This window comes from Acinetobacter pittii (assembly GCF_034067285.1).
Taxonomy (GTDB): domain Bacteria; phylum Pseudomonadota; class Gammaproteobacteria; order Pseudomonadales; family Moraxellaceae; genus Acinetobacter; species Acinetobacter pittii_E.
On sequence record NZ_CP139286.1, the window covers coordinates 84,068 to 106,484 of the forward strand.

21 protein-coding genes are annotated in these 22,417 nt (G+C 40.2%); 11 read left to right on the forward strand and 10 right to left on the reverse strand.

Features of this window, described 5'->3' with window-relative positions; all coding sequences use genetic code 11:
• Positions 1 to 46 precede the first annotated feature (46 nt).
• The 5 genes from proY to murI all read left to right on the forward strand — a co-directional run bounded on the left by proY (position 47) and on the right by murI (position 6,642).
• Positions 47 to 1,459, forward strand: coding sequence for an amino acid permease (gene proY, locus SOI81_RS00390; protein ID WP_016142696.1), 1,413 nt, complete (start codon positions 47 to 49; stop codon positions 1,457 to 1,459).
• A gap of 51 nt (positions 1,460 to 1,510) precedes the next feature.
• The gene (hutI, locus tag SOI81_RS00395) at positions 1,511 to 2,716 is read left to right on the forward strand and encodes an imidazolonepropionase (protein ID WP_239976876.1); all 1,206 of its coding nucleotides are present in this window, start codon (positions 1,511 to 1,513) and stop codon (positions 2,714 to 2,716) included.
• Positions 2,717 to 2,726: 10 nt separating this feature from the next.
• Positions 2,727 to 3,647 (forward strand): formimidoylglutamase, encoded by a 921-nt coding sequence (gene hutG / locus SOI81_RS00400; RefSeq protein ID WP_239976874.1) that lies wholly within the window; start codon positions 2,727 to 2,729, stop codon positions 3,645 to 3,647.
• A 252-nt stretch (positions 3,648 to 3,899) separates the two neighbouring features.
• Positions 3,900 to 5,726, forward strand: a complete 1,827-nt coding sequence (locus tag SOI81_RS00405) for a DUF885 domain-containing protein (RefSeq protein ID WP_320541089.1) — start codon at positions 3,900 to 3,902, stop codon at positions 5,724 to 5,726.
• Positions 5,727 to 5,841: 115 nt separating this feature from the next.
• Positions 5,842 to 6,642, forward strand: a complete 801-nt coding sequence (gene murI / locus SOI81_RS00410; RefSeq protein ID WP_320541090.1) for a glutamate racemase — start codon at positions 5,842 to 5,844, stop codon at positions 6,640 to 6,642.
• A gap of 86 nt (positions 6,643 to 6,728) precedes the next feature.
• Here the strand turns inward: murI and glmS are convergent, their stop codons facing one another.
• The 8 genes from glmS to SOI81_RS00450 form a co-directional block, all read right to left on the reverse strand.
• Positions 6,729 to 8,567: a glutamine--fructose-6-phosphate transaminase (isomerizing) gene (gene glmS / locus SOI81_RS00415; RefSeq protein WP_239976869.1), complete on the reverse strand. Its 1,839-nt coding sequence runs from the start codon at positions 8,565 to 8,567 to the stop codon at positions 6,729 to 6,731.
• A 12-nt stretch (positions 8,568 to 8,579) separates the two neighbouring features.
• Positions 8,580 to 9,944 (reverse strand): bifunctional UDP-N-acetylglucosamine diphosphorylase/glucosamine-1-phosphate N-acetyltransferase GlmU, encoded by a 1,365-nt coding sequence (gene glmU, locus SOI81_RS00420; protein ID WP_320541091.1) that lies wholly within the window; start codon positions 9,942 to 9,944, stop codon positions 8,580 to 8,582.
• Between the two features lie 16 nt (positions 9,945 to 9,960).
• On the reverse strand, positions 9,961 to 10,476 hold the full coding sequence (gene pgpA / locus SOI81_RS00425; RefSeq protein WP_239969847.1) for a phosphatidylglycerophosphatase A: 516 nt from the start codon (positions 10,474 to 10,476) through the stop codon (positions 9,961 to 9,963).
• Complete coding sequence (thiL, locus tag SOI81_RS00430) at positions 10,454 to 11,371, reverse strand: thiamine-phosphate kinase (RefSeq protein WP_320139392.1); 918 nt, start codon at positions 11,369 to 11,371, stop codon at positions 10,454 to 10,456. The genes pgpA and thiL overlap by 23 nt, the downstream gene beginning before the upstream one ends.
• A gap of 16 nt (positions 11,372 to 11,387) precedes the next feature.
• Positions 11,388 to 11,837 carry a transcription antitermination factor NusB gene (nusB, locus tag SOI81_RS00435; RefSeq protein ID WP_032054550.1) on the reverse strand — a complete coding sequence of 150 codons (450 nt, stop codon included), beginning with the start codon at positions 11,835 to 11,837 and terminating at the stop codon, positions 11,388 to 11,390.
• Between the two features lie 3 nt (positions 11,838 to 11,840).
• Positions 11,841 to 12,311, reverse strand: a complete 471-nt coding sequence (gene ribE, locus SOI81_RS00440) for a 6,7-dimethyl-8-ribityllumazine synthase (RefSeq protein WP_002119264.1) — start codon at positions 12,309 to 12,311, stop codon at positions 11,841 to 11,843.
• Between the two features lie 11 nt (positions 12,312 to 12,322).
• Positions 12,323 to 13,444, reverse strand: coding sequence for a bifunctional 3,4-dihydroxy-2-butanone-4-phosphate synthase/GTP cyclohydrolase II (gene ribBA / locus SOI81_RS00445; RefSeq protein ID WP_016142707.1), 1,122 nt, complete (start codon positions 13,442 to 13,444; stop codon positions 12,323 to 12,325).
• Positions 13,445 to 13,683: 239 nt separating this feature from the next.
• Positions 13,684 to 14,991 (reverse strand): hypothetical protein, encoded by a 1,308-nt coding sequence (locus SOI81_RS00450; RefSeq protein ID WP_224992208.1) that lies wholly within the window; start codon positions 14,989 to 14,991, stop codon positions 13,684 to 13,686.
• Between the two features lie 59 nt (positions 14,992 to 15,050).
• On the opposite strand from SOI81_RS00450, the gene serB reads away from it, so the two are divergent.
• The 3 genes from serB to SOI81_RS00465 all read left to right on the forward strand — a co-directional run bounded on the left by serB (position 15,051) and on the right by SOI81_RS00465 (position 17,751).
• A complete protein-coding gene (gene serB / locus SOI81_RS00455; RefSeq protein ID WP_005078729.1) occupies positions 15,051 to 16,274 on the forward strand; it encodes a phosphoserine phosphatase SerB in 1,224 nt (407 codons plus the stop codon).
• Between the two features lie 409 nt (positions 16,275 to 16,683).
• Positions 16,684 to 17,019: a ciprofloxacin tolerance protein AciT gene (aciT, locus tag SOI81_RS00460; RefSeq protein WP_002119105.1), complete on the forward strand. Its 336-nt coding sequence runs from the start codon at positions 16,684 to 16,686 to the stop codon at positions 17,017 to 17,019.
• A gap of 252 nt (positions 17,020 to 17,271) precedes the next feature.
• A complete protein-coding gene (locus tag SOI81_RS00465; RefSeq protein WP_262457218.1) occupies positions 17,272 to 17,751 on the forward strand; it encodes an SCP-2 sterol transfer family protein in 480 nt (159 codons plus the stop codon).
• Between the two features lie 43 nt (positions 17,752 to 17,794).
• Here SOI81_RS00465 and dtd read toward each other — a convergent pair whose 3' ends face one another.
• A complete protein-coding gene (gene dtd, locus SOI81_RS00470) occupies positions 17,795 to 18,238 on the reverse strand; it encodes a D-aminoacyl-tRNA deacylase (RefSeq protein ID WP_032005029.1) in 444 nt (147 codons plus the stop codon).
• A 168-nt stretch (positions 18,239 to 18,406) separates the two neighbouring features.
• Between dtd and pncB the strand changes: the two genes are divergently transcribed.
• From pncB to asd, 3 genes are all read left to right on the forward strand, one after another.
• Positions 18,407 to 19,621 (forward strand): nicotinate phosphoribosyltransferase, encoded by a 1,215-nt coding sequence (gene pncB / locus SOI81_RS00475; protein WP_262457217.1) that lies wholly within the window; start codon positions 18,407 to 18,409, stop codon positions 19,619 to 19,621.
• Positions 19,622 to 19,768: 147 nt separating this feature from the next.
• Positions 19,769 to 20,617 (forward strand): sulfurtransferase, encoded by an 849-nt coding sequence (rhdA, locus tag SOI81_RS00480; RefSeq protein WP_262457251.1) that lies wholly within the window; start codon positions 19,769 to 19,771, stop codon positions 20,615 to 20,617.
• The gene (gene asd, locus SOI81_RS00485; protein WP_262457216.1) at positions 20,614 to 21,465 is read left to right on the forward strand and encodes an archaetidylserine decarboxylase; all 852 of its coding nucleotides are present in this window, start codon (positions 20,614 to 20,616) and stop codon (positions 21,463 to 21,465) included. The genes rhdA and asd overlap by 4 nt, the downstream gene beginning before the upstream one ends.
• Positions 21,466 to 21,607: 142 nt before the next feature.
• Here the strand turns inward: asd and SOI81_RS00490 are convergent, their stop codons facing one another.
• On the reverse strand, positions 21,608 to 22,369 hold the full coding sequence (locus SOI81_RS00490; RefSeq protein WP_262457215.1) for an AcfC family putative adhesin: 762 nt from the start codon (positions 22,367 to 22,369) through the stop codon (positions 21,608 to 21,610).
• Between the last annotated feature and the right edge of the window lie 48 nt (positions 22,370 to 22,417).

A 22,417-nucleotide genomic window follows, 5' to 3' on the forward strand; every position in this document is an offset into this window, starting at 1 on the left:
GGAGTGGCCGAATCTAACTAAATATCCTCAAGGATTGGAGATTATAATGTCACAAAACTCCACACTACAGCGGGGTTTAAACACCCGCCATATTCGTTTCTTGGCATTGGGCTCAGCAATTGGAACTGGGCTTTTCTATGGTTCGGCAACTGCCATTAAAATGGCAGGGCCTTCAGTTTTACTTGCGTATATCGTTGCAGGGATTGCAATTTATATCGTTATGCGCGCATTGGGTGAAATGGCTGTCCATAATCCCGTCTCTGGCTCATTCAGCCACTATGCATCACAGTACATTGGTCCTTTGGCTGGCTTTACGACAGGCTGGACTTATGTCTTTGAAATGGTGATTGTTGCGATTGCCGATGTGACTGCTTTTGGTATTTATATGGGGTTCTGGTATCCCGATGTACCACGGTGGATCTGGATTTTATCCCTGATTATGTTCTTGGGTGCAATTAACCTGATTCACGTTAAAGTCTTCGGTGAACTCGAGTTTTGGCTTTCTATTGTCAAGGTGAGTGCGATTGTTGCCATGATTTTAGGTGGAATAGGCTTAATGTTCTACGGCTTCCATGCTGACCATAGCAGTGTAGTACCGGGTATTCAAAACTTGTGGATTTATGATGGCTTTATGCCGCATGGGATTGCAGGCTTGGTTGCATGTTTATCTGTGGTGGTATTTGCGTTCGGTGGTATCGAAATTATTGGTATTACGGCAGGTGAATCACAAGACCCGAAAACAACTTTGCCAAAAGCGATTAATGCTGTTCCAGTACGTATTCTACTTTTCTATGTACTGACCATTTTTGTTTTGATGTCGATTTTCCCATGGAATCAAATTGGTAGCCAAGGTAGTCCATTTGTACAAATTTTTGAAAATCTAGGAATTCCATCTGCTGCGCATATTTTAAATATGGTGGTGGTAACAGCTGCGATCTCGGCAATTAATAGTGATGTGTTTGGTGCTGGCCGTATGCTTTATGGTATGGCAAATCGTGGTCAAGCGCCTCGAGTTTTTCAGAAATTATCACGTAATGGCGTGCCATGGATGACCGTAGTGGTTATGGCTGGTGTGCTATTAATTGGTGTCGTACTGAATTACCTGATTCCTGAAAATGTATTCATGATCATTGCGTCGATTGCAACTTTCGCAACCGTTTGGGTGTGGCTCATGATTTTACTTTCGCAAGTCGCAATGCGCCGTAAGTTGTCTACTGCTGAAATTAAGGCACTGGATTTCCCTGTATGGGGTTGGCCATATGCACCTGCATTTGCGATTGGTTTTATGGCGTTCATTTTAGTCATGATGGGGTATTTCCCAGATTCACGTCCTGCAATTTATGTAGGAATCACTTGGCTTGCTCTGTTAACAATTGCTTATCGCATTTGGGTAAAGCCAGAGCAAAGCTTGGGAAAGGAAAGTAATCCTATCCAGCAAAATGTTGAGATAGAAAGCTAACAAATGAACTGCCCAATGGTTGAACTATTGGGCAGTTTTGAGGAAGGGCTAATGAAAAAACTTTGGCAAAATTGCCACATTGCGACCATGCAAAATGGGCAATATTCCTACATTGAAGATGCTGCAATTGTCACAGAAGGGCATCTCATTCACTGGATTGGAAAACAACAACAACTTCCTACTGACACATATTCCGAAACAGTTGATTTAAAAGGCGCTTGGGTAACCCCAGGGTTCATCGACTGCCATACGCATAGTGTATTTGGTGGCAACCGTAGTGTTGAGTTTGAAAAGCGCTTACAAGGCGTAAGTTATGCGGAAATTGCAGCAAGCGGTGGCGGTATTGCAAGTACAGTACGCGCAACCCGAGAAGCCAGTGAAGAACAACTCTTAAACTCAGCACTAAAACGTATTCGCTGTATGCAGCAAGACGGTGTCACCACCATTGAAATTAAGTCTGGCTACGGACTCAATTACGAAAACGAGCGCAAAATGCTGCGTGTAATCCGTCAAATTGGTGAAAAATTACCGATGACGGTCAAAAGTACCTGTTTGGCTGCACATGCGTTACCGCCAGAGTATAAAGACCAAAGCGATGCTTATATCGAGCATATCTGTACAGAAATGTTGCCTAAACTACATGCTGAAGGTTTAGTCGATGCAGTAGATGCGTTTTGCGAGCATTTAGCCTTTTCACCCGCTCAGGTCGAACGTGTTTTTAAAACGGCACAATCATTGGGTCTACCCGTTAAGCTTCATGCTGAACAGCTTTCATCACTAGGCGGCTCAAGCTTAGCAGCACGTTATCATGCTTTGTCGGCTGACCATTTAGAGTACATGACCGAAGATGATGTCAAAGCAATGGCAGAGTCGGGTACGGTTGCTGTGTTATTGCCGGGTGCCTTTTATTTATTGCGTGAAACACAATACCCACCAATTGAAAGTCTGATTAAGCATGGCGTGCGTATTGCGCTGTCGAGTGATTTAAATCCGGGTACATCTCCAGCACTTTCTGTACGTTTAATGCTGAATATGGGCAGTACGTTATTCCGTTTAACACCTGAGCAAGCTTTAGCGGGTGTCACCATTCATGCGGCACAAGCACTTGGTTTAGAACAAACGCACGGCAGTCTAGAGCAGGGCAAAGTCGCTGACTTTGTGGCTTGGGATATTGAGCATCCATCTGAAATTGTTTACTGGCTGGGCGGAGATTTGCCTAAGCGAGTCGTTCAGCATGGACAAGAAGTTATTTTTTAAACGGTGTCACATGAATCACACATTTAAATGGCAAGGCCGCCATGATGGCGAGGGTGAAGCACACCAACGTATCCACCATATCATGAACAAAACTCAACACGCTGAATTTGCGCTGATTGGTTTTAGCTCTGATGAAGGCGTGAAGCGTAATAAAGGCCGGGTCGGCGCTGCCGATGCACCAGATGCAATTCGTACTCAACTTGCCAATTTACCCATTCATCGTCCAGTCAGTATGGTCGATTTGGGTACAGTGACCTGTGAATATGGCAATCTAGAGCAAGCCCAAACAGAGTTGGCGGAGCAAGTCGCAAATAGCCTACAAAATGGTTTAAAACCGATTGTATTAGGCGGTGGACATGAGGTTGCATTTGGCAGCTTTAGCGGCCTGTTCCAATATGTACAAGCTCACGCGCCAGATAAAAAAATAGGCATTATTAATTTTGATGCCCATTTTGACTTGCGTGAAGCAGAGCATGCCACCTCTGGAACACCTTTTTTACAAGCAGCAAAACTATCTGAGCAACATCAAAAACAATTTAATTATTTATGTATTGGGGTTGCTAACCACGCCAATACTAAAATTTTGTTTGATACAGCCGATGCGTTGAATTGTTCATATTTACGCGATCATGAAGTTAATATTTTTAACCTAAATAACGTGCTCGCGGCAGTTGATGCTTTTATCGAAAAAGTAGACTGTTTGTACGTTACGATTGATTTAGATGTCTTCGCGGCTGCGATTGCACCCGGAGTCAGTGCACCTGCTGTAAAAGGAATTGATTTAGCTACTTTTGAAGCAATTCTTAAGCATATTCAGGAGACTGGAAAAATCAAACTTTTAGATATTGCTGAGTGCAATCCAAAATTTGATTTAGACAATAGAACAGCAAAACTGGCTGCGTATATTGTTTATCAATATTTGTTTTCTTGAGAAACAATTTTTAATGTAGAAATAAAAAAGTGCACTGAGATCGCTCATGTGCGCTTTTTTTAGTTTCTGGATCATTAAATTCAGATACGGAATATAGATAGCAACTATAAATAATATAATTAAAAAGAAAATTAATTTATAAAATCATTGAGTTAAAAAAATACTCGATTTTTACACCATTTTATAGGCTGCTTGGCACGTAATTTGTTTTGTCTTTATTTTAACCTTCGTTAAATATTTCTGGATAATTAAATGAAAAACAGAACCTTACATTTTGCTTGTATCAGTGTTTTATTTTGGATATCTCATTCTTCTGGTGCTGCAACCCCCGAAATAAATACAAATACCATCAAAAAATCACAATCTAAACCCAATAGTGATGTCTCTGTTCGGGTGAAAGCTTTAAACCAGCTTTTACAAGAACAATGGGAATATACTTTGAAAAATAATCCTGAAACTGCAACGACTTTAGGAGATTTACGCTACAACAAGCAATGGACTGAGCTTTCAAAAAATCAGATCGAGAAAGATAAAAAAACTACGCAAAATTTTTTAAAACGTTTTGAAGCAATTGATAGCACAGGGTTTTCAGCAACTGATCAATTAAATAAAGATTTAATGATTTATCAGTTGAAAGAGACTCTTAAAAATTATGATTTGAAACTCTATGAGATGCCTTTCAATCAAATGTGGGGGCTACATTTACAGTTTCCGGGATTTATTAGTTCGATTCCATTTAATAATGCGAAGCAATATCAAGATTATATTGCTCGTTTAAAACAAATTCCTCTTATTCTTGATCAAGGTATTCAGTTAGCGAAACAAGGACAAAAAGACGGCTTGATGCCACCCAAGTATTTAATTGAAAAGGTGGCAAAGCAGATTGATAGCATTGCAACTCCCGCAGGGAAAGACAGTGTGTTTGCTTCTCCATTAAAGCAATTCCCAAAAAACATTTCGAAAACAGAACAAGAACGTTTAAGCCGTGAAATACTACAGGCCATAGATCAAAATGTTCGGCCTGCCTATCAAAAACTCGGGACGTTTATTAAGAAAGATTACTTACCCTATGGACGACAACACGAGGGTATATGGAGCTTGCCAAACGGTGACGAGCTCTATCGCTTTTATGTAGAAAATAATACGACAACCTCTGAAAGCCCTGAAACTATTCATCAGCTCGGATTAAAAGAAGTTGCTCGTATAGAAGCGGAAATGCTGAAAATTGCCAAAGCACAAGGTTTCAATAACTTAAAAAGTTTCCAACAATCCTTAAAAACAAATTCCGCTGTTTTCCCAAAATCTCGTAAAGAAATTTTAGAGATTTATCGCGGGTATATTGCCCAAATGCAACCAGAGTTGCCGAAGCTGTTTGGTTTACTACCCAAAAATAAAGTCGAAGTTTTGCCTGTAGAGCAATATCGAGAAAAAGAAGCGGCAGGTGCGGAGTATCACCAAGGCACACCTGATGGTTCACGCCCTGGGCAAGTGTATGTGAATACAGGGGACTTCTCTGAACGTTCCAAAATATCAATGGAAGCGACCGCTTACCATGAAGCCATTCCCGGCCACCATATGCAGATTGATATTGCCCAAAACTTACCAAATTTACCGATGTTCCGAAAGCAACCCAACCATACAGCTTATATTGAAGGATGGGCACTTTACGCAGAGCAATTGGGTAAGGATGTGGGTTTTTATAAAGACCCGCTTTCAGATTATGGAAGGCTCTCGAGTGAGTTATTCCGTGCTTGTCGGTTAGTGGTAGACACTGGCGTGCATTATAAAAAATGGACCCGTCAGCAAATGATTGATTTCATGAGAGAACACTCAGCTTTAGATGAGCCTGATATTCAGGCAGAGACAGACCGCTATATTGCTATTCCTGCCCAAGCATTGGCATACAAGATGGGCCAACTCAAAATTTTAGAGCTAAGAGAGCTAGCCAAACAGGAGCTTGGAGACCGTTTTGATATAAAAGCGTTCCATGACATGATCTTAAATGCAGGAACATTGCCTTTAAATATATTGGATGCACGTATTAAAAATTGGATTAAGGAACAAAAAGTGGCAGCTTAAAATAAAATTCGAAATTTAGGTCAGGTCCTCGTTGGGCCTGATTTAAAAACGGATAGAAAACATAATATAATAATGAAAAATATAGTTTCTTTTAAAATTTTAAATTGGAAAAATAATGAACCAGAAGAATAACCCGATTGGAATGATTGATTCTGGTTTAGGTGGGCTGTCTCTCTTTAAGCACATTCGGCAGGCCCTTCCGAATGAAGATATTATCTACTTCGCCGACTCGAAATATGTCCCATATGGCGACAGAGAAAGCGACTGGATTGTTTCTCGAACCACGCATTTAATTTCAAACTTAGTTGCTCATGGCAAATGCAAAGCGATCGTGATAGCTTGTAACACCATGACGGCTGTAGCGATTGAAACAATCAGATCGCAAATTAATGTGCCGCTTATTGCCATAGAACCAGCGGTAAAACCTGCTATAGCAATCACACAAAGTAAGCACATTGCTGTTTTGGCGACTGCAACCACAGTTAAGGGTAAAAACTTAAAAAGTTTAATTGAAACTTACGCACAAGATATCAAAGTGTCTTTAGTGCCTTGTATTGGTTTAGCCGAAAAAATTGAAACGGGTAAAGCACATACCGCGGAAGTGAAGGATTATTTAAAAAATATTTTGGCGCCGCTGGTCGAGCAAAAAGTTGATACGATTATTTTAGGATGTACACACTATCCGTTCGTCTCAAACATTATTCAGGACCTTGTTGGCTCTGATATCCAAATTATTGAGCCATCAGAAGCAGTTACAGCGCATTTAATGCGTCAATTAAAGAGATATGATTTAAATTCAGAAAGTCCAAATGAGGGAAATCATATTATTTGGACCAGTTCAGAGCGGTTGAAAGTTGCGGACGTGATTTTTTCTTTGTTATCTGAGAAGTTGTCTGTAAAAGCAGTAGACCTATAAAAAGCCCGATATGCATTAATATACATATCGGGCTTAATCAATCATTTATTAAAGCAAAAGATGTCTTAATAATGATCTTTTTTGAATTACTCTACAGTTACTGACTTCGCCAAGTTACGTGGCTGGTCAACGTCTGTACCACGTAATACAGCAACGTGATAAGACAATAACTGAACTGGTACGCTATAAATAATTGGTGCAAGCCATTCATTTACTGCTGGAATATGTACAACATGTTGTCGGTCTTTTTCATTGATTCCGCTATTTTCATCAGCAAAAACGAATAATTCACCACCACGTGCCTGAACTTCTTCCATATTCGATTTTAGCTTATCAAGCATTTCATCATTTGGTGCAAGAATCACGATTGGCATTTCATTATCAACAAGTGCTAATGGGCCGTGTTTTAACTCACCAGCTGCATAGCCTTCAGCATGGATATATGAAATTTCTTTGAGCTTTAATGCGCCTTCCAATGCGATTGGATAATTCGTGCCACGGCCTAAGAATAAGCAGTGATTTTTCTCAACGAATAATTCAGACAAACGCAAAATTTCTGGGTCATTCTTAAGCGTATCAAGAATAACTTTCGGGCTGTGCCATAATTCACGTGTAATTTCTTCAAGCAGAGCAGGGCTAATACGTTGTTTCACTTGACCAATTTTCAAGATTAACAACATAAGCGCAGCAAGCTGAGTCGTGAACGCTTTAGTTGAAGCAACACCAATCTCAGGACCAGCAAGAGTCAATAAGTGGTGATCAGTTTCACGAACCATTGAAGACGTAGCAACGTTACAGATAGTCAAAGTTTGAATATCGATATTGTTTGCTTTTGCACGTTTTTGAGTTTCACGTAGTGCCGCTAAAGTATCGGCTGTTTCACCTGACTGAGAAATACAAATATAAAGTGTATTTTCAACAATTACAGGAGTGCGATAGCGGAATTCGCTTGCGATTTCAACTTGGCAAGGCACGCCAATGAGTTGCTCAAACCAATATTTCGCAATCATTCCTGAATGGTAACTTGTACCACATGCAATAATTTGTACGCTTTGAATTTTATTGAAATCTGCATCAGCATTTTTCAAGAAATCATCACGTAAGCTATTGCCATCAAGCGCTTGAGAAATCGTTTGCTTGATTGCTTCTGGTTGCTCATAAATTTCTTTGAGCATGTAGTGTTTGTATTCACCTTTTGATGCACTACTTACGGTTGCATCAAGCTCTCGCACTGGACGTTCAACGCGCTCGCCATTTGCAAATACTTCAATTGAAGTACGAGTAAGACGTGCAATATCACCTTCTTCTAGGTACATAAAGCGGTTAGTCACTGGTAAAAGGGCTAATTGGTCTGAACTAATAAAGTTTTCACCAATACCTACACCAATCACTAAAGGTGAACCTTCACGTACAGTAATCAGTTCATCTGGATAGTCGCTATGGATAATACCTAACGCATAGGCACCTTTAAGTTGCGGTACAACAGTTTCGACAGCTTCTAAAAGGCTATCTGTGCTTTTTAGTGCTTCAGCAACTAAGTGGGCAACAACTTCAGTATCTGTTTGAGAAGTAAAAACATAACCTAAAGCTTGAAGGTCATCTTTTAATTCTTGATAGTTTTCAATAATACCGTTATGTACAACAGCAACCTTACCAGACATATGCGGGTGAGCATTATTTTCAGTTGGTTTACCGTGCGTTGCCCAACGTGTATGTGCAATCCCGATCGCCCCTGTAAGCTGGTGTTCAGCAACAGCATCTGCAAGGTTGATGACTTTACCTACACGGCGCTCACGTAAAATTTGTTGATTATTTAATAAAGCAACACCCGCAGAATCATAACCACGGTATTCAAGACGTTTTAAACCTTCAATTAAAATCTCGGTTACACAACGTTCTGCAACGCCTCCGACGATACCACACATACTTCAATCCTCTTATTTTTTAACCTTTTGGGGACGTTGATAATTTGCTTTTGAAATTTGTTGCGCACGTTCAAAGGAGAGACTTTGTTCGGCTACATCTTTCGTAATCACAGAACCCGCACCAACTGTAGCGCCATTCCCAATGGTCACCGGAGCAACCAGCGAGCTATTAGAACCGATAAAAACGGCATCGCCAATAGTGGTTTTGTGTTTATTTGCACCGTCATAATTACAAGTAATCGTACCTGCCCCAATGTTTGATTCAGCACCGATTTCTGCATCACCTAAATAGGTGAAATGGTTAGCTTTACTACCCAATCCAATTGTTGTGTTTTTAACTTCCACAAAATTGCCAATATGTACTTCATTTGCCAATTTAGCGCCTGGGCGTAAGCGTGCAAATGGTCCAATTTGAGCATTTTCACCGACAACCGCACTATCAAAAATGCTATAAGCCTGAACTTTAGTGCCTGCTGCAATTTTGGTGTTCTTTAAAATACAACCAGCGCCGATTTCGACAAAATCACCAAGCTCGCAGTCGCCTTCAATAACCACATTGACGTCAATACGAACGTCATGTCCAACTTTCACAGTACCGCGTAAGTCAAAACGTGCAGGGTCGGCAAAAGTTACGCCTTGTTGCATAAGCTCTTTTGCTTGCTGTTGTTGAAACTCACGTTCAAGTGCAGCCAGTTGCAAACGGTCATTGACACCTTCAACTTCAAATGCGAGTTCTGGTTGAATAGATGCGATTTCTAGTCCATCTGCAACAGCCATTGCCACGATATCGGTTAGGTAATATTCGCCTTGCGCATTTTCATTTGAAAGTTTAGGCAACCACTCATGAAGTTTTGCGTTGCTAACACAGTAAATACCGGTGTTGATTTCTTGAATCTGGCGCTGAGCTTCTGTTGCATCTTTATGCTCAACAATCGCTTGAATCTTGCCTTCTTGACGAACGATACGACCATAACCTGTTGGGTTATCGACATGTAAAGTAATCATGCCAATACCCGTTTTACTTGATTCTTCAACAAGTTGCTCGAGCGTTGTTTGACGTACTAAAGGTACATCACCATAAAGAATTAATGAAATACCGTCTTTAGGAAGTACGGGTAAGGTCATTTGTACTGCATGGCCTGTACCTAATTGTTCTGCTTGTTCAACCCATTCAATATTTTCTTGTGAAAAAGTTTGTTTGACGTGGTCACCACCATGTCCATAAATCGTAATAATATTTTCTGCGAGTATTTTTTTTGCTGTTTGAATGACATGTCCTAAAAGTGGGCGACCCGCTAAAGGTTGTAGTACTTTAGGAAGCTGAGAACGCATACGCGTTCCTTTGCCAGCAGCAAGAATAATGACGGTAGTTGACATGTATAACTCTAATGATTTAACTCGAATGGATAATAATTAGTGTACAAAGAGCAGCCCATACACCGGCAATAATATCGTCAAGCATAATACCAAAACCACCATGCACTTGACGATCAATAACGCGTATAGGCCAAGGTTTCCAAACATCGAAAATCCGAAATAATATAAATCCCCCGATCACCCACATCCAATTCATTTGTTGTAAATAAAGCAGAGGAAGAAAGGTAATAGATTGACCTGCAAATTCGTCCCACACAATTCGACCATCATCGTGTACATCTATAACTTTTGCAGTTTGACCACAGATATAAATCCCAACCAATGACATGATGAGGATGGCGATCAAGCTTAAGTTAAAGCCAAGCGATAACCAGATTGGAACGAAGAGTAGGGCAAAGGCAGAGCCAAAAGTACCGGGAGCTTTAGGTGCGAGACCAGATCCGAAACCAACTCCACAGAAAACGATGCAGCGGTTGAACCAAGACATGTCCTTAAAATGAATCGGTGGCTTATGCAAAGTGTTGGTATCCATGAATTTGCAATGGGTAATCTGAACCCAAATGCTCAAAAGTTAGTTGTGTTTTTTCAACGATCTCTCCGATCATTGTAATCTTAATGTCTAGTTGTTTTTGCAAAAGTTTTTCATAATTTTGCGGTGTTATTGTAAAACATAATTCGTAGTCATCGCCACCAGCGAGTGCATATTGCCAACGCTGATGTTCTGGTAGTTCTTGTAGAGTTAAATCAATCGGTAACTTTTCTAAAAGTAACCGAGCGCCGACGTGCGAGGCTTTTAAAATATGGCCTAAATCTTGGGCTAATCCATCAGAAATATCAATCATGCTAGAAGCAAGTCCCTTTAACTGTTGTCCAAGCTGACAACGTGGTGTCGGGTAGTCTAGTCTTTTTTGTAATGGATGACCTAGGTGCTGTAAACCATATGCTGCATCACCAACTTGACCGCTCACACACACATAGTCACCGACTTTTGCGCCCGAACGTAACACCGCTTGTCCAGCTTCAATCCAACCCATAGCCGTCACAGTAATGGTCAGATGTGGACCTTGGGTCGTATCTCCGCCAATAAGAGCAACCCCAAATTGATTACAGCAGTCATAAATTCCCTGACTGAATCCTTCAAGCCATTCATGGTCAATAGTAGGAAGACTTAACGCTAGTAAAATACTATGCGGTTTTGCCCCCATTGCTGCAATATCTGAAAGATTGACAGCTACGCTTTTCCAGCCAATCGCATGGGCAGAAGTATCAAGAGGGAAGTGACGTCCAGCAACGAGTGTATCTGCACAGATCACCAATTGTTGGTTTGCGGGAGGGGTAATTAAGGCTGAGTCATCTCCAATACCTAAGGTGACATCTGTATAAGATTGTCTGTTAAAGTACTGGTCAATAATAGAAAACTCAGCCATATCAACTTCAAACCTGTTAGTTTGCTTGTTGTTTTTCAGCACTACGTAGTGTTGAACTTAAACGATCTAGAACGCCATTAATATATTTATGGCTATCTGCTCCACCAAAGTGTTTAGCGAGTTCAATAGCCTCATCTAGAACTACTCGGTAAGGTACTTCTAAATGATCACGTAACTCGTAAGCACCTAAGCGTAATGTTGCTAGCTCTACACCATCAAGTGCACTAAGTTCACGGTCAAGAACCGGAACAAGTAATGCATCAAGATCTTCGTGCTGTGCAATCACTTGTGTTAGCAGTTCGTGATAGTAGTTTAAGTCTACCTTGTGCATTGCATTTTCCGCACGGGTACGTGCTTCGATTTCATGTACAGGATTGTGACTCATTTGCCACTCATAAATACCTTGTACAGCAAAACGACGTGCTTTACGTTTTGCTGCATAAGCGGCTTGCAGTGTTTGAGACATGCTTTAAATTGCCTTTAATAAATTAACCATTTCAATAGCAGTCAATGCAGCTTCGCTACCTTTGTTTCCTGCTTTTGTACCTGAACGTTCGATGGCTTGCTCGATGCTATCAGTAGTTAATACACCATTGATGACAGGCAAGCTGCTTTCTAACGCGACTACACCTAAACCTTTTGCACATTCACCAGCAACGAAGTCAAAGTGTGGTGTGCTACCACGAATCACTGCGCCAAGTGCGATGATTGCATCAAATTGGTTTGATGTAGCTAATTTTTTAGCAACAATCGGGAGTTCCCATGCGCCAGGAGCATGAATAACAGTAATGTTATCTTCATTTACACCATGACGTTTTAATGTGTCGATTGCACCATCCAATAAGTGTTCAACAACAAAGCTGTTGAAACGACCCACTAAAATCGCATAACGACCTTCGCTTGCGAGATGTAATAAACCTTCAATACGGCGAATTGCCATAGCAACCTCGATTATTTCGTTGTGATTTGATCAGCAGTGACATATTCCACTACTTCTAAATTAAAGCCAGATAAAGCATTGAAACGTAATGGTGAGCTAAGAAGCTTCATTTTTTCAACACCTAAATCACGCAAAATTTGAGCACCTACACCAATGGTTTGATATTGATGTGAAAGTGCTGCATTGGATTTCACCGGTTTTGGCTTATTTAAATCATCCAACGCTGGTCCCAAGTCTTGCAAATGATCTTGTCCGATCCAGACTAAAACACCGCGATCACTCGCTGCAATCGTCTGTAGTGCACGGTCTAGATTCCACGCAGGTTCACCATCAGCTTTATTCAGCTTAAGTAAATCGCGAATTGGACTGAAACCATGTACACGTACTGTTGTAACACCTTCTTTTGGCTCGCCTTTAACTAAAGCCAAATGAATGTCCGGGTTACCAATCTCACGATAACGATAGAGTTCAAATGAACCATATTCTGTTTGAATGGTCTTTTGATCCAGACGTTCAACCGTTTGCTCATTGGTCATGCGGTAGTGAATCAAGTCCGCAATTGTACCAATTTTTAAGCCATGCTTCTCGGCAAAAATTTCTAAATCTGCACGGCGTGCCATTGTGCCATCTTCATTAATGATTTCACAAATGACAGAAGCCGGTTCAAGACCTGCTAAACGCGTTAAATCACAACCTGCTTCGGTATGACCTGCACGATGTAAAACACCACCTGGTTGTGCCATTAATGGGAAAATATGGCCAGGTTGTACGATATCAGTTGGTTTTGCATGCGCTGCGACAGCAGTTTGAATTGTATGTGCACGCTCTGCTGCTGAGATACCTGTTGTAATACCTTCAGCGGCTTCGATTGATAACGTAAAGTTAGTGCTATGTTGGGCACCGTTTTGGTCAACCATCAAAGGAAGGTTTAACTGTTTACAGCGCTCACGACTTAACGTTAGACAAACTAGACCACGTGCATGAGTAATCATGAAGTTAATATCTTCAGGACGAACATGCGTTGCTGCAATGACAAGATCACCTTCATTTTCGCGATCTTCGTCATCCATCAAGATAACCATTTTGCCTGCACGAATATCGGCGACAAGATCTTCAACACGACTCAGCGGCATTCGCTTTCACCTTTTTTTGTCGTAAGACAATTTCTATTTAATAAATTTTGCATAGTTTACGCTGTTTAGATAATTTTGCCTATGATTCTGATTTATCCAAATTTGTGACACTTAAGAATAGATCGAGATTTATTTATACAAATAAATCATAAGAAAAAGGAGGGGTTTTAAATAAAAGCTATGAATTTAAATAAAAAAACCTAGCCAAAAGGCTAGGTTCTGGTATGCGCAGTTATTTTTTATGAAGCTGCACTGCTTGGACTATCATTTTGTGGGATTGATTTTTTACCCATTAAAATTTCAGTCCGGATATTTTGAGCAAGTTCAGCACACTCTGCATTCATGCCATTGATCATAAATGCATGACGAGTCATCACATTGCTTGGGTTTGGCATTGCAACAAGTTGATAGCTGTCTTGAATCGCCTTGAGTTGATCATTCTCAAGATATAAAGCCGACTCTTTGGCATGAAGATGCTGTGCTAAACGTTGAGCAGCTTCTTTCGCATCAATTTGCATGGCTTCTACAGCGTTACACGTTGCACTACGAGTTTGCAGTGCGAAACGTTTATCTTCACGGTAACGTTTATATAAAACGTCAGAGAGTAGTTGGAAGACAGTTCCAATCATGAGCAGACACTCTACGGCATGCGTATGCGACGTTGAAATCGCAAGCGTCGCACCGTCGGCATTAAACTCGTCTACCACTTCAATATCGGTTAGCTTCAATTGGTAATGCTTAACGCACAACTCAATACTCTTGTTTAAAAAGAGCTGACAGAGTTTGAAATAAGGCACAGAAACAGATTGGTTAACACTGCTTAATAACTGTTTAGGGTCATAAAACTGGATATTGAGTGCCAAAGTATGTTGATCAACTGAATCTGAAGTTTTTTCAGTTTGTGGGCGAACCTTTGGTTTAGCTTTTGCTTGTTGCTGTGCTTGTGCAACCAACGTGACCGTATTTTGCTTTTCTAGAGCCAATGCTTGAGTTAACTGCTGAATTTCATGCTTCAAGCGGTTTTCTTCATTAATACGTGCCAAATATTCGCTACGGGTTGGACGAGCAATCGCGCGATAGGCAAGCCATAATAAAACATGCAAAAATAGTGAAGCTAAAATTGCAAGCCATTGTGTACGAAGAATTTCTCCAATACTTGGCTGGATCAGCGTAACTTCGATAGACCCTACTTTCTTTTCATTTTGAAGGGCATCACGAGCAAAAATCTCGCCTTGGCGGGTTTTTGAAATTCCGCTCGTTGCTAGAACCTGTTTGTTAGCATCAAGAATGCGAATAGACGCAACACTTGGATTGGTCGCATAGCGATTGGCAATCAGAGCTAAAGACACCGTATTGGCAGGTTCAAGCTCAGATAAGCTGTCTGCAACGAGCTGACTGGTCATGAGCTGACCTTGACTCGCACGGTTTTCATTAAGCTGGTGTGTCGTTGCAATGACCAATAAAAAGGTATGCAATGCAAAACTAACGATCAGTAGGCTAGCAAATAGCCCTTGTCTAGGCGCAATCAAGTTAAACTTCCAAGGCAATTATATTGAAATTCGATTATGATTCTTACAATAGTTGTCACTCAGACTAGAGTCAATTCATGCGAGAAATCATTCTTATATCCTTTTTAGGACCAGACCAACCAAACCAGTTTACCCGATTAATGCAAGTACTATCCGTACATTCATTGCAAATACTGGATGTAGGTCAGGCTGTTATTCATAATCAACTTACATTAGGCATTGTGGTCGCTTCTGATAATGAAACTGCGACCGCATTGGCAATGAAAGAGATTCTGATTTTAGCACATGATATTGGCTTAACAGTGCGCTTTAAACCAATCACGGGCGCAGAATACGATCAATGGGTAAGCGAAGGCGGCCGTACTCGTTATATCGTCACGGCTTTAGCCCCAGAACTCACTGCTGCACATTTACAAGCGGTTACACAAATTGTGTCTAGCCAAGGCTTTAACATCGAAACGGTAACGCGTTTATCAGGTCGTGTCGACTTTGAAAAGGATAGCGCATTCCCACGCCGTGCATGTGTACAGTTTGGTTTAAGTAGTGGCCCAACTTTAGATGCACAAGCTATGCGTGCTGCATGTTTACTTCTTTCAAGCGAATTAAATATTGATGTTGCTGTTCAAGAAGACAACGCTTATCGACGCAATCGCCGTTTAGTGTGTTTTGATATGGACTCAACCTTAATTGAGCAAGAAGTGATTGATGAGTTGGCGATTGAAGCAGGGGTAGGCGCTCAAGTTGCTGAAATTACTGAAAGAGCGATGCAAGGTGAGCTTGATTTTCAGCAAAGTTTCCGCGCACGTGTCGCATTATTAAAAGGGCTTGATGCCGCTGTTTTACCTAAAATTGCAGAGCGATTAACCATTACTGAAGGTGCAGAACGCCTGATCTCGACTTTAAAAGCACTTGGGTATAAAACGGCAATTTTATCAGGTGGATTCCAGTATTTTGCTGAATATTTACAAGGCAAACTGGGTATTGATGAAGTTCATGCCAATATCTTAGATGTGCAAGACGGTTTCGTAACAGGTGAAGTGAAAGGTGCGATTGTTGATGGTGCCCGTAAAGCTGAGCTATTACGCGAGCTTGCGAATAAAATGGGTATTTCTCTAGAGCAAGCGATGGCAGTAGGCGATGGCGCAAACGACTTGCCAATGCTTGCTATTGCGGGCCTGGGCGTTGCTTATCGTGCAAAACCATTAGTACGTCAAAATGCAAATCAAGCGATTTCAAGTGTGGGTTTAGATGGTGTACTTTATCTACTCGGTATGCATGACAAAGATTTAAATCGTGCTTAACCTATATGGATAAGCTTTAAGCGCTACTTCAGAGTAGCGCTTTTTTTATGCAGAATAGTCATAAAAACAAGCAAGTTATGACAGAATTTTGCACAGAAAAAAGGCAATAAAAAAAACTGAAAAAAACTTATTTTGATCCTTAAAAACAGCATATTTTTTTGTAATGACACGCCAGAATTGATGCCATATAGGGAATCGAACTTTTTGAATTTTACAAAAATGTAATGACAAAAGAATGTTGCGACAAAGTATGTCGCATTAAGAAAAAACGGGTCTTTTTTTCTAAAAAAAAACATACATAATGCATCCTAAGCTTCAACACAAATCATGAATTAAAGTTGTTTTTGGAATGAGGTCGGGTATTAAAGACCGAATGTTTTTAGACGTTTTCATTAAGACGGAGGTTTCTATGGTAACAGCGAATTTTGCCGCTATCGCCGGATTCAGCTTAATTGCTGTCGCGCTTGTTGCTGTTTTCTTTTCTCCTTACCGTCGTTGGCTTGGTTTTATGCTTGCAGGGATGTTCTTTTGGGGGCTATTGGAAGTGGTCCGTTTTGGAGTTCAAGTCACTTTTGAGATGCCAGTCACATATAGTTATTTAACTGCACTAAGTCTAGCGATGGTAATGGTTACATTTATTTTGTTACGTGAGGATAAACAAGCACAAAAGGCTTTGGCAAATCGCCAATATATAGAACACACGCCAGTATATGAAGATGATCAGCAGCAATGTTCTAGCCGATAATTAAATTGTTATCTAAAGGTAAAAAGGCATGCACAGCATGCCTTTTTCATTTACGAAACGTGATTTTTATTATACAAAGCATTTATTAAAAAATAGCCAGTTATGCTACGATAGATGTGTCTGTTGACGTTTCATCTAGATTGCGTTGTCAGCTAAAAAATTATCAATTGAGGCATAAAACATAAGCAATGGTATGGCCTTGCTAAGTTTTGCTCTAAAGTTTTCATAAAAATACAATAGGCGTGAATGTTCATGAAACTTTCTTCTATACCTGTAGTCAAGTTACCTCTCGTTGATGTCAGTACAGACCCGTTAGATTTATTGGTAGCAGGTTTAGTGCTGCGTATGAAGCAGTTGGCGCGTACTAGCCCTAAGTTTATTGAACTGATTCATGACCGTGCTTTCCGTATTCAGATCGGTACAGATTTAGGTGTTGCTCGCCAAATTATTATTAACAATGGTCACATCGATACAGTCGCTGGCTCACCTGAAAAAGCTGATTTTATTTTGCAATTTGCAGACAGTGAGCAAGGTGTAAAAACTTTGATCAAAGGTGACCCAACAGCATTTATGACGGGGATGCAAGAAGGCAGTATTAAAATGGAAGGTGACTTCAGCCTATTGGTATGGTTTAACCAAGTTGCTAAGCTCATTCCACCTAAGTTACCAAAACCAGTAAAAGATAAAGTACGTCAGGCGCGTGCTTTTATTAAAGAGAAAACTGGTCGCTAATATCCAGCTATAAAAAACTCCCGTTTTGGGAGTTTTTTTATATTTATGCTTCAACTTCCAGATTGAATGTCACTGGACCATCATTTATTAAATGTACTTTCATGTCAGCAGCAAATATTCCAGTTTGAACTTTTTCAAATTGAGAATGCGCATATTCAACCAATTGCTCGTATAAAGCTTTTGCGTCGCTAGGTGGCATTGCTGGACCAAAATCTGGACGTAATCCCTTTTGTGTTTGTGCCATCAAGGTAAATTGTGACACAAGCAGGATTCCACCATTTGCTTGAGATACATTCCAGCCCATTTTGCCTTGCTCATCATCAAAGATTCGATATTTCAAAATCTTATCAATAAGCTTTTGGCCAATAGCCAAAGTATCATCTCGGCCAATGCCTAAAAACACCAGTAGGCCGTGTTGGATTTCGCCTGTAGTTTCACCGTCTACGACCACTTTGGCTTCAAGAACTCGTTGTATTAAAGCGCGCATAGTTAAAGCAAATTTCTATAATTAATTGAATTAATGTAGTTTAGCAGAATTTAAATTAAATGATTTTTAAAAGGAAATTTCATGGAACTGCAACAATGGTATAAAACCTCGCAATTCATCCATAAAAATATGCTTTAATGCTAAGAAGCAAGCGAATAATCATTGACTATGTCTCCAATTATCCATTCTTTACTAGATACAGACTTGTACAAATTTACGATGCTACAAGTGGTTTTGCATAAATTCCCGCAAACACATAGTGTCTATCATTTTCGTTGCAGAAACTTAGAAGATACAGTTTATCCGTTAGTGGATATTTTGGATGACTTAAACGAGCAACTCGACCATTTATGTAATCTCAAATATAAAGAAGACGAGCTACAATATTTACGAAAATTACGATTTATTAAAAGTGACTTTGTCGATTATTTAGAATTATTCCAACTCAAACGACGTTTTATTCAGGCAAGTATTGACGCGGAAGGCCGACTAGATATTCATATTGAAGGACCAATGGTCCAAGCTATGATGTTCGAGATTTTCGTTCTGGCTATTGTAAACGAATTATATTTTAGCCGTATCAAAACAGATCAAGTTTGGGCTGAAGGCGAACGCCGTTTACAAGCAAAACTCGAATTGATTCAGCAATATGAAAAGTCTCAACATCCGAATGACCCACCGTTTTTAGTTTCTGATTTTGGTACGCGTCGTCGTTATAGCTTTGCATGGCAAAAACATGTCGTAGCAGCTTTTCATAAAACTGTACCAAATGTGTTCCGTGGTACAAGTAATGTATTACTGGCTAAAGAGCTTAACATTACACCAATTGGAACCATGGCTCATGAATTCCTACAAGCGTTTCAGGCGCTTGATGTCCGCTTACGTGATTTCCAAAAAGCTGCTTTAGAAACATGGGTGCAAGAGTATCGTGGAGATTTAGGAATTGCCCTAACTGATGTGGTGGGGATGGACGCCTTCTTACGTGATTTTGACCTGTATTTTGCCAAACTATTTGATGGTTTGCGTCATGACAGTGGTGACCCGTATGAATGGGGTGATAAGGCTTATGCGCACTACCGTAAATTAAAAATTGATACCAAAACCAAAATGCTGACCTTTAGTGATGGTCTTAATTTGCCAAAGGCATGGGAGTTGCATCAATACTTTAAAGATCGTTTTCAGGTGAGTTTTGGTATTGGAACTAACCTAACCAATGATATGGGCCAAAAGCCGCTCAATATTGTGTTGAAACTTGTTGAATGTAATGGTCAGTCTGTTGCGAAAATCTCTGACAGTCCAGGTAAGACCATGACTGATAATGATACGTTCTTGGCCTATTTACGTCAGGTTTTTGAAATCGAAGAACTTGAAGAAGTGGTTTAAGTAAAAAGTAGTCTCGCTATTTTTTATTTTTAAAAGTGAGAATGCTGATATCTGATTTTCTGCTAAAGCGTAGCAGAAAATCAGAGTTTGTTAGATATATGCTTATGCTAATATGAAATTAAGCTGGTATAAAAAGAAACCATGACGATGATACTCCCTGATTTTAAACTCGGTTTATTAATAGAAGCAGAAGAGTTAGTGCCTTATTTAGGCAATGAATTTATTCGCGTTGTAGATTTGAGCCGTGCATCGGTTTATGAACAACTTCATGTTCCACATGCCATTCACTTACAACCAAAATGGTTGGTAGCTCAACATGAAGAAGCTACTGGTGTTTTGCCGGATGAAGCGGGCTTACAAGCACTGATTGAAAAATTGAATATTTCACCTAATCATCATGTTGTGGTCTATGACGATGAAGGCGGAGCATGGGCTGGGCGTTTAATCTGGAATTTGCATTGCTTAGGATTCACCCGTACCAGTTTAATTAATGGCGGTATCCATGCATGGTTAGGAGCAGGGCTACCAACCACAGCAGAAGTCGAAAAAGTTTCTCCTGTTGCAGACTTAATTCAGATTGATTTATCGCATGCTGCTCAGTTCCGAGTGAACTATGAAGAGCTGCGCAAACAAGTTGAGCAAGAAAATGTGCAATTGTGGGATTGCCGCACGAGTGATGAATATAGTGGTGTCCGTTTAGCAGCGCGACGCGGCGGTCACATTCCAAATGCTCTCCATTTTGAATGGAGTACTGCACTTAATCGTGAAAATCATCTAAAATTGCATCCGCTTGAACGCACGCGGCAGCGCCTTGAACAACTGGGGTTTGATTTACATCAACCTGTAGTTGTGTACTGCCAGTCACATCACCGTTCCGGTTTGGCCTATATTCTGGCTAGACTCTTGGGCTGGGAAGCAAAAGCCTATGATGGTGCGTGGAGTGAATGGGGCAATCGCCTCGATAGTCCTATTATTACTGGAGAATCACCGTCGTGAGTTTCACATCTCGATTAAAAAAAGAATTATTTATTAAGGCACAAAATCTTGTACCACAGCATCAATTGAGCCGTGTGATAGGTAAAGTGGCGGCGAGTGAAAATCCAGTTGTGAAAGCCGCTGTTATTCATGCATTTAAAACCAAATATGGGATTGATTTATCAATCGCTGAACAAGGCAATGCATTGAAATATAAATCTTTTAATGACTTTTTTACCCGTGCATTAAAAGAAGGTGTACGTCTAGTTGATGAAAATGCAGATAGCATCGTGTCTCCAGCAGATGGTGCGATTTCCCAAATTGGTAAAATCACTGCGGGTGAAGTATTTCAAGCCAAAGGCCAAAGCTTTTCTGTAGAGAAACTCATTGGTGATCCACAGCTTGCTCAGCCATTCCAAGACGGTGAGTTCGCTACAGTTTATTTGTCACCGCGTGATTATCATCGTGTGCATATGCCTTTTGCAGGGACATTAACAGAAACGTTATATGTACCCGGCGAGCTATTTTCGGTAAATCAAGTCACTGCGGAAAATGTACCGGGTTTATTTGCTCGTAATGAACGTATGGTGTGTTTGTTTGATACTGAACTTGGCCGTATGGCGGTTGTTTTAGTGGGTGCAATGATTGTTGCTGGTATTGAAACTGTGGCAACAGGTAAAGTGAAACCTTCAGGTCGTATCGAATTACAGCATCATCAGTTAAAGCTAGAAAAAGGTGCTGAGCTTGGACGTTTTTATTTAGGTTCTACCGCAGTTATATTATTTGAAAAAGATAAGATCGAATGGGAACAACGTTTTAAAGCTGAGTCTGTGGTTGTAATGGGCGAGCGCATGGGTCATACAGTTTAATCACTTTTATAGCCTGTATAATACAAATAAGCCCTGAATTTAATTATTCAGGGTTTATTTTTTTAATACAAAAATTAAGTCGTTATTATATTCAACTTAAAAACGAATATATTCTAGATAGAGCCGAAATAATAATTTTAAATTATTTAGTCCAACCATATTTTTTGAAAATAATATTACCTTGCTGAGACGATAAGAACTCTACAAAACGTTTCGCTTCAGCATCTTTTAAACTATGTTTTGTTAATGCTACACCTGTATCGCGATAGACAACTAGCTCTGGCTCGATAGGGATAATTTGCCCTACGTCTGGGTTACTAATTCCCCAAATATTAAAGACTAGCCAAGCATCGTAGCTGCTATTTTCTTCCCAATTTTTCTTGGCAATACCTGTGTTGGCAGCGTAGGTGACAATATTTTTTCGAAAAGATTTTGTTAATTGAATATTTCCGGTTCTACCCGCAATATCCTCCCACATACCGACTTGACCTGCACCATGCGTAACTAAAACTTTAACACCGGGTTTAGTGAGATCCTTAAATCCTTTAATATTTTTAGGATTTCCTTTTCTCACTAAAATCGCTGCGGGACGTAAATATAAAGGTTCCACCGAGTCTTTTATAATTTGTTCAGAAAAAGCATTTTCAAAATCAGACATCATCGCCTCGGAACCACTATAGATCACATCGGCATCTAATTTCGCTTTATCAGACCATTGAGAAGTTGGGCCGGAAGTCACATGGACTGCTATCCCCGTTTTTTTGGTGAATTGTTTGGCAGCTTCTTTCATTGCTGGGGCTGGGCCACCAGGACCATAGACTTGTATGTCTGCAAAGCTATGGATAGGTAGAGAACCGAGAATAAGACAAATCAGGTACGGTATAAATTTATATTGTTTTGACATTTTAATCACTATCGTAATTAAGAAAATATCAGCATATATTTTTTATTA

What these genes read in the sequence shown, in the direction of transcription:
- proY (WP_016142696.1), top strand. Translation starts at nt 47, where the DNA reads ATGTCACAAAACTCCACACTACAGCGGGGTTTAAACACCCGCCATATT.
- hutI (WP_239976876.1), top strand. Translation starts at nt 1,511, where the DNA reads ATGAAAAAACTTTGGCAAAATTGCCACATTGCGACCATGCAAAATGGG.
- hutG (WP_239976874.1), top strand. Translation starts at nt 2,727, where the DNA reads ATGAATCACACATTTAAATGGCAAGGCCGCCATGATGGCGAGGGTGAA.
- SOI81_RS00405 (WP_320541089.1), top strand. Translation starts at nt 3,900, where the DNA reads ATGAAAAACAGAACCTTACATTTTGCTTGTATCAGTGTTTTATTTTGG.
- murI (WP_320541090.1), top strand. Translation starts at nt 5,842, where the DNA reads ATGAACCAGAAGAATAACCCGATTGGAATGATTGATTCTGGTTTAGGT.
- glmS (WP_239976869.1), bottom strand. Translation starts at nt 8,567, where the DNA reads ATGTGTGGTATCGTCGGAGGCGTTGCAGAACGTTGTGTAACCGAGATT.
- glmU (WP_320541091.1), bottom strand. Translation starts at nt 9,944, where the DNA reads ATGTCAACTACCGTCATTATTCTTGCTGCTGGCAAAGGAACGCGTATG.
- pgpA (WP_239969847.1), bottom strand. Translation starts at nt 10,476, where the DNA reads ATGGATACCAACACTTTGCATAAGCCACCGATTCATTTTAAGGACATG.
- thiL (WP_320139392.1), bottom strand. Translation starts at nt 11,371, where the DNA reads ATGGCTGAGTTTTCTATTATTGACCAGTACTTTAACAGACAATCTTAT.
- nusB (WP_032054550.1), bottom strand. Translation starts at nt 11,837, where the DNA reads ATGTCTCAAACACTGCAAGCCGCTTATGCAGCAAAACGTAAAGCACGT.
- ribE (WP_002119264.1), bottom strand. Translation starts at nt 12,311, where the DNA reads ATGGCAATTCGCCGTATTGAAGGTTTATTACATCTCGCAAGCGAAGGT.
- ribBA (WP_016142707.1), bottom strand. Translation starts at nt 13,444, where the DNA reads ATGCCGCTGAGTCGTGTTGAAGATCTTGTCGCCGATATTCGTGCAGGC.
- serB (WP_005078729.1), top strand. Translation starts at nt 15,051, where the DNA reads ATGCGAGAAATCATTCTTATATCCTTTTTAGGACCAGACCAACCAAAC.
- aciT (WP_002119105.1), top strand. Translation starts at nt 16,684, where the DNA reads ATGGTAACAGCGAATTTTGCCGCTATCGCCGGATTCAGCTTAATTGCT.
- SOI81_RS00465 (WP_262457218.1), top strand. Translation starts at nt 17,272, where the DNA reads ATGAAACTTTCTTCTATACCTGTAGTCAAGTTACCTCTCGTTGATGTC.
- dtd (WP_032005029.1), bottom strand. Translation starts at nt 18,238, where the DNA reads ATGCGCGCTTTAATACAACGAGTTCTTGAAGCCAAAGTGGTCGTAGAC.
- pncB (WP_262457217.1), top strand. Translation starts at nt 18,407, where the DNA reads ATGTCTCCAATTATCCATTCTTTACTAGATACAGACTTGTACAAATTT.
- rhdA (WP_262457251.1), top strand. Translation starts at nt 19,769, where the DNA reads ATGATACTCCCTGATTTTAAACTCGGTTTATTAATAGAAGCAGAAGAG.
- SOI81_RS00490 (WP_262457215.1), bottom strand. Translation starts at nt 22,369, where the DNA reads ATGTCAAAACAATATAAATTTATACCGTACCTGATTTGTCTTATTCTC.